This is a genomic window from Campylobacter lari, from assembly GCF_001017575.1.
Lineage (GTDB): Bacteria > Campylobacterota > Campylobacteria > Campylobacterales > Campylobacteraceae > Campylobacter_D > Campylobacter_D lari_C.
This window is the reverse complement of record NZ_CP011372.1, coordinates 1,426,625-1,443,273: the sequence shown is the minus strand read 5'-3', so window position 1 is coordinate 1,443,273 and position 16,649 is coordinate 1,426,625. Positions and strand designations below refer to the sequence as shown.

5 protein-coding genes, 2 tRNA genes and 3 rRNA genes are annotated in these 16,649 nt (G+C 33.3%); all 10 read left to right on the top strand.

Annotation, left to right across the window (positions count from 1 at the left end; genetic code table 11):
- Nucleotides 1-686: 686 nt before the first annotated feature.
- Nucleotides 687-2,200 (top strand): 16S ribosomal RNA (locus CD56_RS07425).
- 95 nt (nucleotides 2,201-2,295) lie between these two features.
- Nucleotides 2,296-2,371, top strand: a tRNA-Ala gene (locus CD56_RS07420).
- 7 nt (nucleotides 2,372-2,378) lie between these two features.
- Nucleotides 2,379-2,455, top strand: a tRNA-Ile gene (locus CD56_RS07415).
- A gap of 455 nt (nucleotides 2,456-2,910) precedes the next feature.
- Nucleotides 2,911-5,817 (top strand): 23S ribosomal RNA (locus CD56_RS07410).
- 276 nt (nucleotides 5,818-6,093) lie between these two features.
- Nucleotides 6,094-6,210: ribosomal RNA gene (gene rrf, locus CD56_RS07405) — 5S ribosomal RNA — on the top strand.
- The 16S, 23S and 5S rRNA genes sit together here with 2 tRNA genes alongside, the layout of an rRNA operon.
- Before the next feature lie 1,366 nt (nucleotides 6,211-7,576).
- Nucleotides 7,577-11,335, top strand: a complete 3,759-nt coding sequence (locus CD56_RS07395; RefSeq protein ID WP_047208669.1) for a type IIG restriction enzyme/methyltransferase — start codon at nucleotides 7,577-7,579, stop codon at nucleotides 11,333-11,335.
- A 2-nt stretch (nucleotides 11,336-11,337) separates the two neighbouring features.
- A complete protein-coding gene (locus tag CD56_RS07390; protein ID WP_047208668.1) occupies nucleotides 11,338-12,507 on the top strand; it encodes a protein kinase family protein in 1,170 nt (389 codons plus the stop codon).
- Nucleotides 12,508-12,545: 38 nt separating this feature from the next.
- Nucleotides 12,546-14,573, top strand: a complete 2,028-nt coding sequence (locus CD56_RS08125; protein ID WP_052768391.1) for a hypothetical protein — start codon at nucleotides 12,546-12,548, stop codon at nucleotides 14,571-14,573.
- 97 nt (nucleotides 14,574-14,670) lie between these two features.
- A complete protein-coding gene (locus CD56_RS08430; RefSeq protein ID WP_235375835.1) occupies nucleotides 14,671-14,859 on the top strand; it encodes a BCCT family transporter in 189 nt (62 codons plus the stop codon).
- A complete protein-coding gene (locus CD56_RS07380) occupies nucleotides 14,853-16,613 on the top strand; it encodes a BCCT family transporter (RefSeq protein WP_235375834.1) in 1,761 nt (586 codons plus the stop codon). The genes CD56_RS08430 and CD56_RS07380 overlap by 7 nt, the downstream gene beginning before the upstream one ends.
- Nucleotides 16,614-16,649: the final 36 nt, after the last annotated feature.

Sequence of the window (16,649 nt, the reverse complement as noted above, 5' to 3'; positions counted from 1 at the left end):
ATGTGAAACAAAAGTAGCTAGTATTGCTATATATGAAAGTATGGAAAATTTAGATTTTACCACAGCTCATATTTATAGTCTCATACTTTTAATTTTTAGTTTTATTGTTTTACTAAGTGTGAATCTTCTTAATAAACAAAAAAGATAATATACCTATATTGTCTTGCAACATAATCAATATTATTGTTTTCATATATTTTGATCATAAATTTATCTAATCATATTTTATCTTTAACTATTTATTTTTTCTTTCATTTTCTTAATTTATATTTATATTTAAAATATTATTTTCTTTATATTTGACACAAAATTCCCACATTTTTTATAATAACTTATTTTCCATTATTTTTACTAAAAACTCTACTACATGTTATAAGCAAATACCCCCCCCCTTTTTTTTTTTATCCTAAAACAAATTCCTTTAAATATATAATCTATTTAATAAAACTTTAAGCTTTTATTGCTATAATTTCATTTCCTTTTTAAACGAAAGGGTTTTAAAAAGCTAAGACTTTTTGTCTTAATTTTTTAGTATTTGTTCTTTAAATTATTAATATTGTTAATCAAATCTTATAGTCAATCTTTGAAATCTAAATAAGTGATCGATTGAGCCAGAAAGATTTATTTTTAAATCTTAACAATCAACTTTTTCTTTGAAGAAAAAGATTAAACTTATCCAATTATTTTTTATGGAGAGTTTGATCCTGGCTCAGAGTGAACGCTGGCGGCGTGCCTAATACATGCAAGTCGAACGATGAAGCTTTTAGCTTGCTAGAAGTGGATTAGTGGCGCACGGGTGAGTAAGGTATAGTTAATCTGCCCTACACAAGAGGACAACAGTTGGAAACGACTGCTAATACTCTATACTCCTGCTTAACACAAGTTGAGTAGGGAAAGTTTTTTCGGTGTAGGATGAGACTATATAGTATCAGCTAGTTGGTGAGGTAATGGCCCACCAAGGCTATGACGCTTAACTGGTCTGAGAGGATGATCAGTCACACTGGAACTGAGACACGGTCCAGACTCCTACGGGAGGCAGCAGTAGGGAATATTGCGCAATGGGGGAAACCCTGACGCAGCAACGCCGCGTGGAGGATGACACTTTTCGGAGCGTAAACTCCTTTTCTTAGGGAAGAATTCTGACGGTACCTAAGGAATAAGCACCGGCTAACTCCGTGCCAGCAGCCGCGGTAATACGGAGGGTGCAAGCGTTACTCGGAATCACTGGGCGTAAAGGGCGCGTAGGCGGATTATCAAGTCTCTTGTGAAATCCAACGGCTTAACCGTTGAACTGCTTGGGAAACTGGTAGTCTAGAGTGAGGGAGAGGCAGATGGAATTGGTGGTGTAGGGGTAAAATCCGTAGATATCACCAAGAATACCCATTGCGAAGGCGATCTGCTGGAACTTAACTGACGCTAAGGCGCGAAAGCGTGGGGAGCAAACAGGATTAGATACCCTGGTAGTCCACGCCCTAAACGATGTACACTAGTTGTTGGGGTGCTAGTCATCTCAGTAATGCAGCTAACGCATTAAGTGTACCGCCTGGGGAGTACGGTCGCAAGATTAAAACTCAAAGGAATAGACGGGGACCCGCACAAGCGGTGGAGCATGTGGTTTAATTCGAAGATACGCGAAGAACCTTACCTGGGCTTGATATCCTAAGAACCTTTTAGAGATAAGAGGGTGCTAGCTTGCTAGAACTTAGAGACAGGTGCTGCACGGCTGTCGTCAGCTCGTGTCGTGAGATGTTGGGTTAAGTCCCGCAACGAGCGCAACCCACGTATTTAGTTGCTAACGGTTCGGCCGAGCACTCTAAATAGACTGCCTTCGTAAGGAGGAGGAAGGTGTGGACGACGTCAAGTCATCATGGCCCTTATGCCCAGGGCGACACACGTGCTACAATGGCATATACAATGAGACGCAATACCGCGAGGTGGAGCAAATCTATAAAATATGTCCCAGTTCGGATTGTTCTCTGCAACTCGAGAGCATGAAGCCGGAATCGCTAGTAATCGTAGATCAGCCATGCTACGGTGAATACGTTCCCGGGTCTTGTACTCACCGCCCGTCACACCATGGGAGTTGATTTCACTCGAAGCCGGAATACTAAACTAGTTACCGTCCACAGTGGAATCAGCGACTGGGGTGAAGTCGTAACAAGGTAACCGTAGGAGAACCTGCGGTTGGATCACCTCCTTTCTAGAGTACAAACTGATAAGTCTCACAACTATCAGTTCATATATAGACTCAATCATCCTTGTTTAGATTTCAAAGATTGATGAAAAGCTAATTTTGGGGAATTAGCTCAGCTGGGAGAGCGCCTGCTTTGCACGCAGGAGGTCAGCGGTTCGATCCCGCTATTCTCCACCATTTATAAGGGCCTATAGCTCAGCTGGTTAGAGTGCACCCCTGATAAGGGTGAGGTCACAAGTTCAAGTCTTGTTAGGCCCACCATAAAAAAGATTTGTTTATCAATCATATAATAAAGTTTTAAAACTTAAAGCAAGTATATAACTAATAATAAAGTAATAAGTAAAGTAAAATAATTTATTACTTATGTTTTTAAATTATTTAAACTCTTTATATATACTTCCTTTAGGTTTTAAGACCTAAGCTAAATAAATAATAGAATATTTTATATATTAGATTAGTTATTTAATGTTATTTGAATTATCATTGTTAAGAGTCACAAGCAAGTTTTAATAAAAACAATTTTACAGGACTTGTTAAAGGATAAAACCTAGCTATCTTTTCTTTAGCTTTTAGTTAAAGACAAGTTTTAAACTCACAACCTAGTGAGACTAATTTATTTAGTTTTATTAAGTGTTTAAATGCTTTCCGTCTTAAGATAGTAAAGTCTTATCATAAAAACTTTAACAAGGAAGTGATGCGTTTTAGAATGAATTAAAAGGTAAGCTATTAAGAGCGAATGGTGGATGCCTTGGCTGGTAAAGGCGATGAAGGACGTACTAGACTGCGATAAGCTACGGGGAGCTGTCAAGAAGCTTTGATCCGTAGATTTCCGAATGGGGCAACCCAGTATATAGAGATATATACTACCATAATGGAGCGAACGTAGGGAATTGAAACATCTTAGTACCTACAGGAAAAGAAATCAATAGAGATTGCGTCAGTAGCGGCGAGCGAAAGCGCAAGAGGGCAAACCCAGTGCTTGCACTGGGGGTTGTAGGACTGCAATGTGCAATAGGTGAGGTTAGTAGAACACTCTGGAAAGTGTAGCCATAGAGGGTGATAGTCCCGTATACGAAAACCAAACCTTAGCTAGCAGTATCCTGAGTAGGGCGGGACACGAGGAATCCTGTCTGAAGCTGGGTCGACCACGATCCAACCCTAAATACTAATACCAGACCGATAGTGCACAAGTACCGTGAGGGAAAGGTGAAAAGAACTGAGGTGATCAGAGTGAAATAGAACCTGAAACCATTTGCTTACAATCATTCAGAGCACTATGTAGCAATACAGTGTGATGGACTGCCTTTTGCATAATGAGCCTGCGAGTTGTGGTGTCTGGCAAGGTTAAGCACACGCGAAGCCGTAGCGAAAGCGAGTCTGAATAGGGCGCTTAAGTCAGATGCTGCAGACCCGAAACGAAGTGATCTATCCATGAGCAAGTTGAAGCTAGTGTAAGAACTAGTGGAGGACTGAACCGATAGGCGTTGAAAAGCCCCGGATGACTTGTGGATAGGGGTGAAAGGCCAATCAAACTTCGTGATAGCTGGTTCTCTCCGAAATATATTTAGGTATAGCGTTGTGTCGTAGTATAAGGGGGTAGAGCACTGAATGGGCTAGGGCATACACCAATGTACCAAACCCTATCAAACTCCGAATACCTTATATGTAATCACAGCAGTCAGGCGGCGAGTGATAAAATCCGTCGTCAAGAGGGAAACAACCCAGACTACCAGCTAAGGTCCCTAAATCTTACTTAAGTGGAAAACGATGTGAAGTTACTTAAACAACCAGGAGGTTGGCTTAGAAGCAGCCATCCTTTAAAGAAAGCGTAATAGCTCACTGGTCTAGTGATTTTGCGCGGAAAATATAACGGGGCTAAAGTAAGTACCGAAGCTGTAGACTTGATTTTATCAAGTGGTAGGAGAGCGTTCTATTTGCGCCGAAGGTATACCGGTAAGGAGTGCTGGAGCGAATAGAAGTGAGCATGCAGGCATGAGTAGCGATAATTAATGTGAGAATCATTAACGCCGTAAACCCAAGGTTTCCTACGCGATGCTCGTCATCGTAGGGTTAGTCGGGTCCTAAGTCGAGTCCGAAAGGGGTAGACGATGGCAAATTGGTTAATATTCCAATACCAACATTAGTGTGCGATGGAAGGACGCTTAGGGCTAAGCAAGCTAGCGGATGGAAGTGCTAGTCTAAGGTCGTAGGAGGTTATATAGGCAAATCCGTATAACAATACTCCGAGAACTGAAAGGCTCTTCAAAGTCTTCGGACAGCGAGGAGAATTGCTGATGCCGTCGAGCCAAGAAAAGTTTCTAAGTTTAGCTAATGTTGCCCGTACCGTAAACCGACACAGGTGGGTGGGATGAGTATTCTAAGGCGCGTGGAAGAACTCTCTTTAAGGAACTCTGCAAAATAGCACCGTATCTTCGGTATAAGGTGTGGTTCGCTTCGTATTAGGATTTACTCCGAAAGCGAAGAAACTTACAACAAAGAGTCCCTCCCGACTGTTTACCAAAAACACAGCACTCTGCTAACTCGTAAGAGGATGTATAGGGTGTGACGCCTGCCCGGTGCTCGAAGGTTAATTGATGGGGTTAGCATTAGCGAAGCTCTTGATCGAAGCCCGAGTAAACGGCGGCCGTAACTATAACGGTCCTAAGGTAGCGAAATTCCTTGTCGGTTAAATACCGACCTGCATGAATGGCGTAACGAGATGGGAGCTGTCTCAAAGAGGGATCCAGTGAAATTGTAGTGGAGGTGAAAATTCCTCCTACCCGCGGCAAGACGGAAAGACCCCGTGGACCTTTACTACAGCTTGACACTGCTATTTGGATAAGAATGTGCAGGATAGGTGGGAGGCTTTGAGTATATGACGCCAGTTGTATATGAGCCGTTGTTGAGATACCACTCTTTCTTATTTGGGTAGCTAACCAGCTTGAGTTATCCTCAAGTGGGACAATGTCTGGTGGGTAGTTTGACTGGGGCGGTCGCCTCCCAAATAATAACGGAGGCTTACAAAGGTTGGCTCAGAACGGTTGGAAATCGTTCGTAGAGTATAAAGGTATAAGCCAGCTTAACTGCAAGACATACAAGTCAAGCAGAGACGAAAGTCGGTCTTAGTGATCCGGTGGTTCTGTGTGGAAGGGCCATCGCTCAAAGGATAAAAGGTACCCCGGGGATAACAGGCTGATCTCCCCCAAGAGCTCACATCGACGGGGAGGTTTGGCACCTCGATGTCGGCTCATCGCATCCTGGGGCTGGAGCAGGTCCCAAGGGTATGGCTGTTCGCCATTTAAAGCGGTACGCGAGCTGGGTTCAGAACGTCGTGAGACAGTTCGGTCCCTATCTGCCGTGGGCGTAAGAAGATTGAAGAGATTTGACCCTAGTACGAGAGGACCGGGTTGAACAAACCACTGGTGTAGCTGTTGTTCTGCCAAGAGCATCGCAGCGTAGCTAAGTTTGGAACGGATAAACGCTGAAAGCATCTAAGCGTGAAGCCAACTCTAAGATGAATCTTCTCTAAGCTCTCTAGAAGACTACTAGTTTGATAGGCTGGGTGTGTAATGGATGAAAGTCCTTTAGCTGACCAGTACTAATAGAGCGTTTGGCTTATCTTATTTAAGCATCACTTCCTTGTTAAGGTTTTTAATAAAGCTTTGAATGTTTTTATATGAAAACTACATTTAGCTTATAAAATCTTACAAGTAAAGTTTATATTAGAACTTGCTCTTAACATTGTTTTTTAAGTATTCTAAAACAATAAAGTGATTTAGTTTAATAAAACATCTAAATATAAGAATAAGATTAAAAACTAAAATAAAAATGATTTTTATATCTAAATCTTATTGATTGCTTTTATTATGCTATATTAAATAGAATATTTAAATAACAATGTCCGTGATTATACAGATGTGGAGACGCCTTGCTCCATCCCGAACCAAGAAGCTAAGCACATCGTGGGTGATGATACTACGCCTTACTGGCAGGGGGAAAGTAGCTCATTGCGGACTTGTTAGTTCTCTTATTATTCTTACTTATTACTTAGTTGAATCCTTAATTAGTTTATTATTTCTTTTCTTTAGAGATAGTTTTTATTGTTTTATAATTTATTTCTTTTATTTCTTTTATTTCTTTTATTTCTTTTATTTCTTTTATTTCTTTTATTTCTTTTATTTCTTTTATTTCTTTTATTTCTTTTATTTCTTTTATTTCTTTTATTTCTTTTATTTCTTTTATTTCTTTTATGGTGCGATCATGAATTATTTATTGGTTTAGTTAGTTTTTATTGCTTGTGGTGGATTAGTTTGGTTAGCTTGTGAAAATTTCTAATTAGTTTGTGTTGATTAGGTAGGATGTTTATTGTTATTTTTTATTATTTTATAAAATTTAGTTATTTAGTTGGATGGTTTTATTTTTTAGATGTTTTAGTTTGAGTGGCTATTAATTTTTTTTAGTAGTAGTTTGTTTTTATTTTTAAATTTTTTATGGTTTTTAGGTTTATTATTTTATTTTTTGTGGTTTTTTTATTTAATTATATTCCTTTTTATTTTTTAATTTATTTTTATTCTTTATTGTTTTATTTTTTTTGCTATTGTTTTTTATTTTTTGTCATGGTTTTTATTTTTGTTTTTAGTTGTTTGTGTTTTTAGTGATTTAGCTTTTGGATTTATATTGTTTGGGGATTTAGTCGTTTTAAGTTTAAAATGTTTATAGCGAGTTTGATAAATTTAGTTTTTTAGTTTTTACTGCTTATTTTTTTGCTTTTTTATTAATATGAAAAATTAGATTTTTAGTTGTTTAGTTGTTTAGTTGTTTAGTTGTTTAGTTGTTTAGTTGTTTGGTTGTTTGGTTGTTTGGTTAAACGGTAGGGTACGTTTTTATTGTGAAATTTTTTAATTAACTGTAGCTTTAAGATTTGATAGAATGCTTACTAAGAATTAGATGATTTGGTTGTTTTAGTTATTTTTATGGCTTAGATTTGTGTTGTTTGGTTATTGAATTGTTTTAATGGTTTATTTGATGGTTTGAGGTTGGGTGATATTTTATTGTTAGTTACTATTTGTTATTTATTTGGATTGGAAAGATTGGTATTTGAATTAAATAGTGTTGTGGTTTTATAAAATTATAGAATTAATTAGACTTGTTTTATTTGTATATTGTAAGGCAAAATTTATTGTTGGACTAGAATAAATATGCTTGATAAAGATTAATTGTTTTTGGTTGGTGGATTTTTTAGTTTTTGTTAATTGTTATATCTAGATATAGTATATAATGACATGTGAAAATAGTATGGATGACAATGATTAAATCAACTTCTTTTCAATCCTTTAAAGTAAATTTTAGTAAAATACAAAATATTCTTTATAAAGGTTAAAAATGCACTTTACTTTGCTAAATGAAAAAGATTTTTTCAACCCTTACTACCGCAAAAAGCAAATCACACAAAATGAATTTGACGCTTTTAGCAAGGCTTTAACGCAGTATCTAGAAAGGCTTGAAAGCTCACAAAGTGAAAACGAAGACTATCTTGTGGCTAACGCACTTAGTCCATTTTTAACCATGCTAAATTTCAAAACCCACATCAAAACCAAACAACAAGGCAAAAGCGAGATTGATTTAGCCATCGCTAAAGATAAGCTTAGCAAAGACCTAGAAGTTCTCATCGAAGCTAAAAAGCCCAACTCAAAAGAATTCATCACCCACACAAAGCCAAATTCCAAAGCCTTGCATGAGGCTATTTTGTATTATTTTAGAAATAGAGAGCATAGCTTTAGTTTGAAATTTATCATCATCACAGACTTTTATAAATTCTACATTTTCAAAGCTAGTGAGTTTGTAGAACTTTTTTATAAAAACACAAGCTTTAAAAAGCTTTTTGAAGAATTTCAAAGCCCAAATTCACTTTTTAAAGGCAACACCGATGAATTTTACAAAGAAGCAAGCAAACTCATAGAAAATTCTAAAGAAAGCTTAAAAGGCTTTTTCATCGATTTAGCCTTTTTAAAAGACAAGCAAAAGTCAAATTTCAAAAACCTAGCAAGCATTTTTAAAACCTTCCACAAAGACTTTTTGCTAAATGAATTTAGCCCAAATGACGCAAACTCACTAAACAACGCATTCTATAAAGAGCTTTTATACATCCTAGGCTTAAGCGAGAGCAAACAGCTTTCTAAATTTATCATCACACAAAGTGAGCAAAGCAAACAAGCCCAAGGCACGCTTTATCATCTCATAGCGAGCAAACTCCCAAAGCATGACTTTGAAGAGGTGCTAAAATTCATCATACTTTGGCTAAATCGCATTTTATTTTTAAAGCTTATTGAGTCAAATTTGGTTAGATTCAACGATGATAAAACCCTTAAATTTCTAAACTATGAAAAAATTCCAAATTTTACTACCCTTTCACACCTTTTCTTTGATATCTTAGCTAAAGAAAAGCACACAAGAGCGCAGAGTAAATTTAGCTATTTGCCTTATTTAAATTCATCGCTTTTTGAAAAACAAGCCATCGAAAAAACCACACTAGAAATTGCTACTTTGGAAAATGACGCTTTGCTAGAGTACCACCCACATACGCAGTTAAAAGATGACAAAGGCAAAAGCAAAAAAGGCAAAGTAGGTTTGCTAGAGTATTTGTTTGAGTTTTTAGACAGCTTTGACTTTGGAGCAGATGAGCAAAGTGAAGAACTCATCAAGCAAAAAGAACTCATCAACTCAAGCGTTTTAGGAAATGTCTTTGAAAAGCTAAATGGCTACAAAGAAGGCAGTTTTTACACCCCAAGCTTTATCACTTCATATATGTGTAAAGCAAGCATAGAAAAAGTCGTGCTTGATAAGTTTAACCATACTTTTAAGCTAAATGCCACCAAGCTAAGCGAGCTAAGAACCCAGCTACGCCAAGAAAAAATCCCTCAAGAACAAAAACTAGCCTTGCTAAATTCCATACGCATTTGCGATCCTGCGGTGGGAAGTGGGCATTTTTTAGTTTCAGTTTTAAATGCCATGCTTATGGTGCATTATGAGCTTGGTTTGTTTGAAGAGGACTTTTACCTAAGCGTGCAAAATGATGAAATTTTAGTGCAAAATCACAAAGGCCAGTTTTTAGAGTATAAACGCCCTGATTTTGACAAAGACAAAACCCACCTTTGTCAAAAAGAACTTTTTGAGCGTAAAAAAGACATCATAGAAAACAATCTTTTTGGAGTAGATATCAACCCAAACTCATGTGAGATCACTAAACTAAGGCTTTGGATAGAGCTTTTAAAACACAGCTTTTATGAAAGCTTTGATGATGCAAACTATCATGATCTTAAAACCCTACCAAACATCGACATCAATATAAAATGCGGGAATTCTCTTATAAGTTATTTTGAAATTCACAAAAGCCTTTCTCACTACCCCAATATCAAAGAACGCATGGATAAATACAAACGCATAGTCAAAGACTACAAAGAAGGCTTTTACACCGATAAAACTCTCATAGCAAAAGAGATCAAAAATCTCAAAGAATCTTTTAAAAATTTCTGTTTAAAAGACAAATTTGCCAAAGAGATCAAGCAACTTACCAACGGCGCTAATGAATACTCTAAAAAATACGGCGATTTTTTAGCACAAGATGAAAAAGATGAGAATTTTAGAGTATTTTTCTCTAAAAATATGTTTGAATTTGACTTTGATGAAAGTGCTGCTAAGAAAGAATTTAAAAAGCTTAAAAAGCTTTATGAGAGTATATTTGACTTAGAAAGTGCAAATCCTTTTGAATGGCGTTTTGAATTTAGTGAAGTGCTTGATGAGGGCGGGAGTTTTCAAGGGTTTGATCTCATCATCGGCAATCCACCTTACATCAGACAAGAAGACATCAAAGAACTAAAGCCAAATTTAGCCAAAAACTATAAAGTATATAAAGGTACAAGCGACATTTATACTTACTTTTATGAGCTTGGGTTTAATGTGCTAAAGCAAAATGGTGTTTTGTCTTTCATCACTTCAAACAAATACACAAGAGCAGGTTATGGAGAAGCTTTAAGAGAGTTTTTACTCAAAAATACCACACTTTTAGAATACATCGATCTAAATGGTATAAAAGTCTTTGATAGTGCTACGGTAGATACTTCCATACTAAGCTTTGAAAAAGCAAAAACTAAAGATAGTAGCTTCAAATACCTAGCCCCAAACACCGAGCTTTTAAAAGAAAACGACTTTAATATAGAAAGCATTTTAAATTTTAACAAAATCGCACAAAACTCTTTAAGCAAAGAAAGCTTTACTTTTAACGATGAAAGCACAAACGCACTAAAAGCAAAGATAGAAAAGCACGGCACTCCGCTTAAGGACTGGCATGGGCTTAATATATATCGTGGAATTTTAACAGGGCTTAATGAAGCCTTTATTATCACTACTGAAAAAAGAGATGAAATTCTAGCTAAATGCAAAGATGAAGCCGAAAAAGAACGCACCGCCAAACTCATACGCAAAATGCTACGCGGTAGAGATATAAAAAGATATAGTTATGAGTGGGCAGGGCTTTGGGTGATTAACACTCACAATGGCTATAAAAGCAAAAGCGGAGAAAAGGTAGAAGCGATAAACATAGATGAATACCCTAGCTTAAAACAGCATTTAAAGCCGTATTATAAAACTTTAGAAAAAAGAACTGACAAAGGAAAAACACCTTATAACCTTAGAAATTGTGCTTATTTAGAGGAATTTGAAAAAGAAAAGATAGGCTGGCAAAGAGTAACCCAAGAACCGAGTTTTATTTTAGAAAACGAATGTGTTTTATTGGATTCTATGGCTTTTATGGTAGGAAATTCTAAAAATGAACTTAAATATCTTTTGGGATTTTTAAATTCTAGTTTGATATTTTATTATTTTAAAAATATCGGGCATTTATATTCAGATAAAGGTTTTTTATTATCAAATCAATATGTAGAAAAATTTCCTATACCAAAAATAAATTCTAAAAATGAAAAACTAGCAAACGAGCTTATAAGCTTAGTCGATGAGATTTTAAATTTAAAAGAACAAGACAAAAAAGCAGACACCAAAACCCAAGAAGATAAAATAAACTCTATTGTTTATAAACTTTACAACCTAAACGAAGAAGAAATAAAAATCATTGAAGGAAATAAGTGAAAATGGATTTAGTAAGAAATGCTATTGAGATTGCTTATAAAGCAATTGATTATAAAAAAACTTTAGCATATAGTGAATTATATGATAGTATTTGTGATAAAAAATTGCAGATTATTTTTTCAACTTTACATAGTGAAATTATTAAAGATTTTAAAGCAATGAATGAGCGACTTCCGGTCACTCAAACAAGTATTAGACATTATTGGGCAGAAAATAGTAGAAGATTAAAAGAAAGTATAGAAATAGCAAAACAATTAGAAAAAGAGTTAAAAAATAGTGAATTGTCTTTTGAAATAGATAGGTATTATAATCAAATATTTAATAAATGTTTAGAATTTTTACAATCTAGTTACGGTAGCGAACTTCCTGAAGGTATGGAAAAAATAGGAATATATGAAGTTATTCCTATATTTAAAAAATCAGATTTTATTAAAAATTCAAAAACTAATATAGAGTATCAATTAAAAAATATTGGTTGCGGTTCTTATGCGAAAGTATTTAAATATTATGATGAATTTTATCAATGTGATTTTGCTTTAAAAAGATTAAATGAAAATGCAAACACTAAAGAAATTGAAAGATTTTTAAAAGAATTTGAAACAATGAAAAATATAAATAATCCTTATATTTTAAAAGTATATTCTTTAAATAAAAATAGAAATGAATATATTATGGAATATGCTGATTTTACTTTAGAAAAATATATAAATCAAAATAATTCCAAACTTTTGATTGATGAAAAAATTAGTTTAGGTTGTCAAATAATTAGAGGTATTGAAATTTTATGGAATAAAAAAATATTACATAGAGATATAAGCTTTAAAAATATTTTATTAAAGATATACGATGATATTTATCCTGTAGTAAAAATTTCAGATTTTGGGCTTATAAAAGAGATTGATAGTCAATTAACAAGTGAAAATACAGAAGTAAAAGGAAGTTTAAATGAAATTTCTAGATTACAAAAAAAGGGTTTTAAAAACTATGATACAAGTGATGAAATTTATGCTTTAAGTAGAGTTTTGTATTTTGTAGCCACTGGAAAAACAAATATGGAAAAAGCTACATGCAACTTTTTACAAAAAGCAACTGATGAAAATATAGAGAATAGATATAAAAATTTAAATGATTTAAGAAAAGATTTTGTTTCTTTTTTAAAAAACCGCACGTAAAAACTCCATAGTGCTAAGCTAAAATATAGGAAGATGAAATGATGGAAAAAACACTTGAAAAAATACTTCATACCTTAGAGAAATGTTGCGAACAAAAACAACACTATAAAAGCAAAGATGATGAAAATCAAAGCAAAGATGATGAAAATAAAAATAGGGAAATTAAAAGTATAATAGCAAATGCTTTAAAGATATCCGAGGATAAAGTAGCGCTAAATGATGATCGTATTTTCACTATCGCCATAGAAGGTAGTGAAGAGGATAAATTGTATATTGATGATATAGAAATAGATGTTGTATCGAGTTTTGGAAACTTAGAAGATAAAGAAAATATACATACTATTTTTGTGAAGTATAATTTTGAATTTAAATTCTGTATTTTTAAAAAAATTGATTTACAAAATGGTTTGGAGCTTCAAAAATTTTCTTTTGAGAATTGTGATATCAAAGATAAAATTGATTTAAATATGTCTGAATTTAAATCTCTATCTTTTTGTGATTGTAATTTTGATAAAAATACTAATTTTTCTTGTATGAAAATTCTCAAAGAAGCATCTTTTTCTGGATGTAATTTTAAAGAAGAAGTTGATTTTGCTGATGCAGAGTTAAAAAACAACGATTATGATATTTTTTCTGAGTGTATTTTTGAGAAAAGAGTAAATTTTACAAATTTTACATTTGATGAAGATATAAATAGTTTGTTTTTTCGCGATGAAGTTGTTTTTAATGGTACTAAATTTCTAAAAAAAATCTCATTGAGTGAAGATAATTTTACGCAAAAAGATATAAAATTTGAAAAATGTGTTTTTGAAGAGGTTGACATAGAAGATAATCTCTTAAAATCAAAAAATATATCGTTTAAAAGTTGCGAATTTAACCAAGTAATTGCTTTTGAAAATAAAACTATAAAAAACTTAACATTTGGAACATGTGTTTTTAATAAAGGTGTGTATTTTGTATTTTGCAATTTTTTTGATGTGAAAATTTATAGTTGTAGTTTTAACCAACCTGCTTCTTTTTATGGGTCTACTTTTAATATGGTTCCAAATTTTTCTCAAATAATTTTGAAAGATAATTTTAATGCTTTAAATATAACTTTAAATTTTACTTTTGATGATTTACAAGAAAGAATCAAACAAGAATATGAAGATTTTAATAAAGATGAAAATGAACAATATCAAAAATCTTTAGATAAATTTGCAAATGATTTTAGAGATTCTTTTAGAGTTCTTAAAAATGCATTGATAAAAGATAACAATCTTTTAGAAGCTTCAAAGTTTCATAAATATGAGCTTTGTTATAAAGAGATAGAACTAGAAGAGAAAAAGCCCAAGAAATTTTCTAAAGAATGGATAGACAAATGGCAACTTGTTTTTTATCGTAAACTTTGTGATCATCATACAGACTTGCTAAAGGTATTTCATAATCTACTTATAATCATCATGCTTTTTAGCGTTTTTTCTTTTGTGCTTGATAAATTTAAACAACCTAGCATAGAAAATAATGCAAAATATCACATCGTTCAAGTAGATACTAACGAAAGCTATATCTTTAAAGAACATAATAAAACGACTTATAATATTTTTGGTTTAAATATAAACAAAGAAAGTGGCAAGCTAGATGAATTTATAAAAAACAATTTTGTTTATATATTGATTTTATTATTTATAGTTTTACCGATACTTTCTTTCAATATTTTTACTAATTTATATATTTTTGGTAGCTTTTTTTATGTGATTTTTAATTTTTTAGATTTAGTAGCTTTGTATACACATGTTGCTATTATAAGTCTTTTTGTATTTTTTGCTTTGAAATTTATTTTACTTGATGATAAGCAAGAAATTATAAGAAAAATCATCATTGGTATTTCTTATATAGTTTGTATTTTTACGCTACTTGCAAAACCTAGTTTAATGCTTCCTGTGTTTGGAAGCTTTTTAGAAAAAGACACTAATGCTACTTATCCTTTACTACTTAGTTTATCGGTGGTATATTTTATACTTGTAGCTTTAGTGATATTCTCACTTCAAAAAACCGCACGTAAAAACTCCATAGTGCCAAGCTAAATCAAAAGGCTTATTAAAGCCTTTTTGTTTTTTGGTTTTTAAATTTTGCTCGTTTTTAGCTTATGGTATAATGAAAATTATCCAAAAAAGGAGTGCCATGCTAAAGACAAGTTTTAAAAAATCAGTTTTTATTCCAAGTATTAGCATCATAATCATCTTAAGTCTTAGTTGTATTTTCTTACCTAAGCTTACAAATGATTTTATCAATCATATCAAAAGCGGGATTTTTGCAAATTTTTCATGGTTTTATATACTAAGTGTAAGTTTTTTTTGTGTTTTATGCTAGCACTCGCACTTTCAAAATTTGGCGATATCAAGCTCGGCGATGATGATGAAAAACCTCATTTTAAATTTACTTCTTGGCTTGCTATGCTTTTTGCTACGGGTATGGGTGTGGGGCTTATGTATTTTGGTGTGGCTGAACCTCTTATACATAAAAAAGCCTTGCAAACAAGCGATGAAGAAGCTATGCTACATACTATCTTTCACTGGGGAATTCACCCATGGGCTATTTATGGGGTGTGTGCTTTGGCTATGGCGTATTTTGGTTTTAGATATAAAATGCCTCTTAGCTTGCGTAGTGCTTTTTACCCTTTGCTTAAAGACAAAATTTATGGCTTTTGGGGAAATTTAGTCGATATGCTAGCTTTGATTGTCACGGTTTTTGGTATTAGCACTACGCTTGGCTATAGTGCTTCTCAGCTTAATGCTGGCTTTTTAAATTTAGGTATTTTAAACGAGCAAAGCTTTTTAGAACAAAGCGTGATTATAATCATCATCATTTCTTTAGCTACGCTTTCATCGATTAGCGGTTTGACAAAGGGCTTAAAAATTTTAAGCGAGGCAAATTTGGTTTTTGCGGTGTGTTTAATGCTTTTTGTGCTTTTTTCAACCAACACCATTCAAATTCTTTCGCAATTTAGCTCTAATATTGGCAATTATTTGCAAAATTTAATTTCTTTGAGTTTTAAGACTTATTATTATGAAAAAGAACATATAGAGTGGTTTAATAACTGGACTATTTATTATTGGGCTTGGTGGCTTAGTTGGGCGCCTTTTGTGGGCTTTTTCATCGCTAAAATTTCTCGCGGTAGAACGATAAGGGAATTTATCTTTGGTGTGCTTGTGGTGCCTACTAGTTTTAATATACTTTGGTTTAGCATTTTTGGTAATAGTGCTTTAAATTTCAATGATATCTTAAGTCCTTTTACTTCAGCACCTGAAAGTTTGCTTTTTTATTTTTTACAAAATTTTTCTTTTTCTTATTTTAGCTCTTTGCTTGCGCTTTTGGTTTTAGCTTTGTTTTTTATCACTTCAGCAGATAGCGGGATATTTGTGTTAAATTCTTTAAGCAGTGGCGGAGCTCATGAGCCATATAAATGGCAAAATATCCTTTGGGGTTTTATACTTGCACTTTTAGCTACTTCTTTGCTGTATTCAGGTGGTTTGGGAGCGATTTTAAGTATCACTATGATAGTGGCCTTACCTTTTGCTTTTTTGCTTTGCTTGATGTGTTTTTCACTGCTTAAAGGTTTAATCGTAGATGTAAATTACTCTTTAACTAAGCTTAGTCAAAGTAGTGTGTATTTTTCAGGGGAATTTTGGCAAGAAAGACTAGCTAGAATTTTAAAACAAAGTAAAGAACAAGACATACAAAATTTCTTAAATACTAAAGTTAAAAATGCTATGGAGTTGCTTGATCAAAGTCTAAAAAACTATGGCTTAAAAACACAAATTGTTCAAGAAAAATCAAGCATAAGTTTGATTATAAAAAAAGAATTTGCAAAAGATTTTATCTATGGAGTGCAAGTGGTAAAAAAACAAGCAAGTCAAAGCATAATCGATGATAAATTTATGCCAACTTATTCTAAAGAATTTATTTTTGAGCCACAGACTTTCTTTGCTGATTCGCGTAATGGTTATAATATAGAGTATTTAAATGAACAAGAAATCATCGTAGATATACTAAAGCAATATGAGAGGTATTTGCAACTTTTATTTGATGATAAAAATGAAATTTTTACTAAAGCTTATGATTAAAAATACTATAATTAAAATTTATTTCAAAAGAAAGGA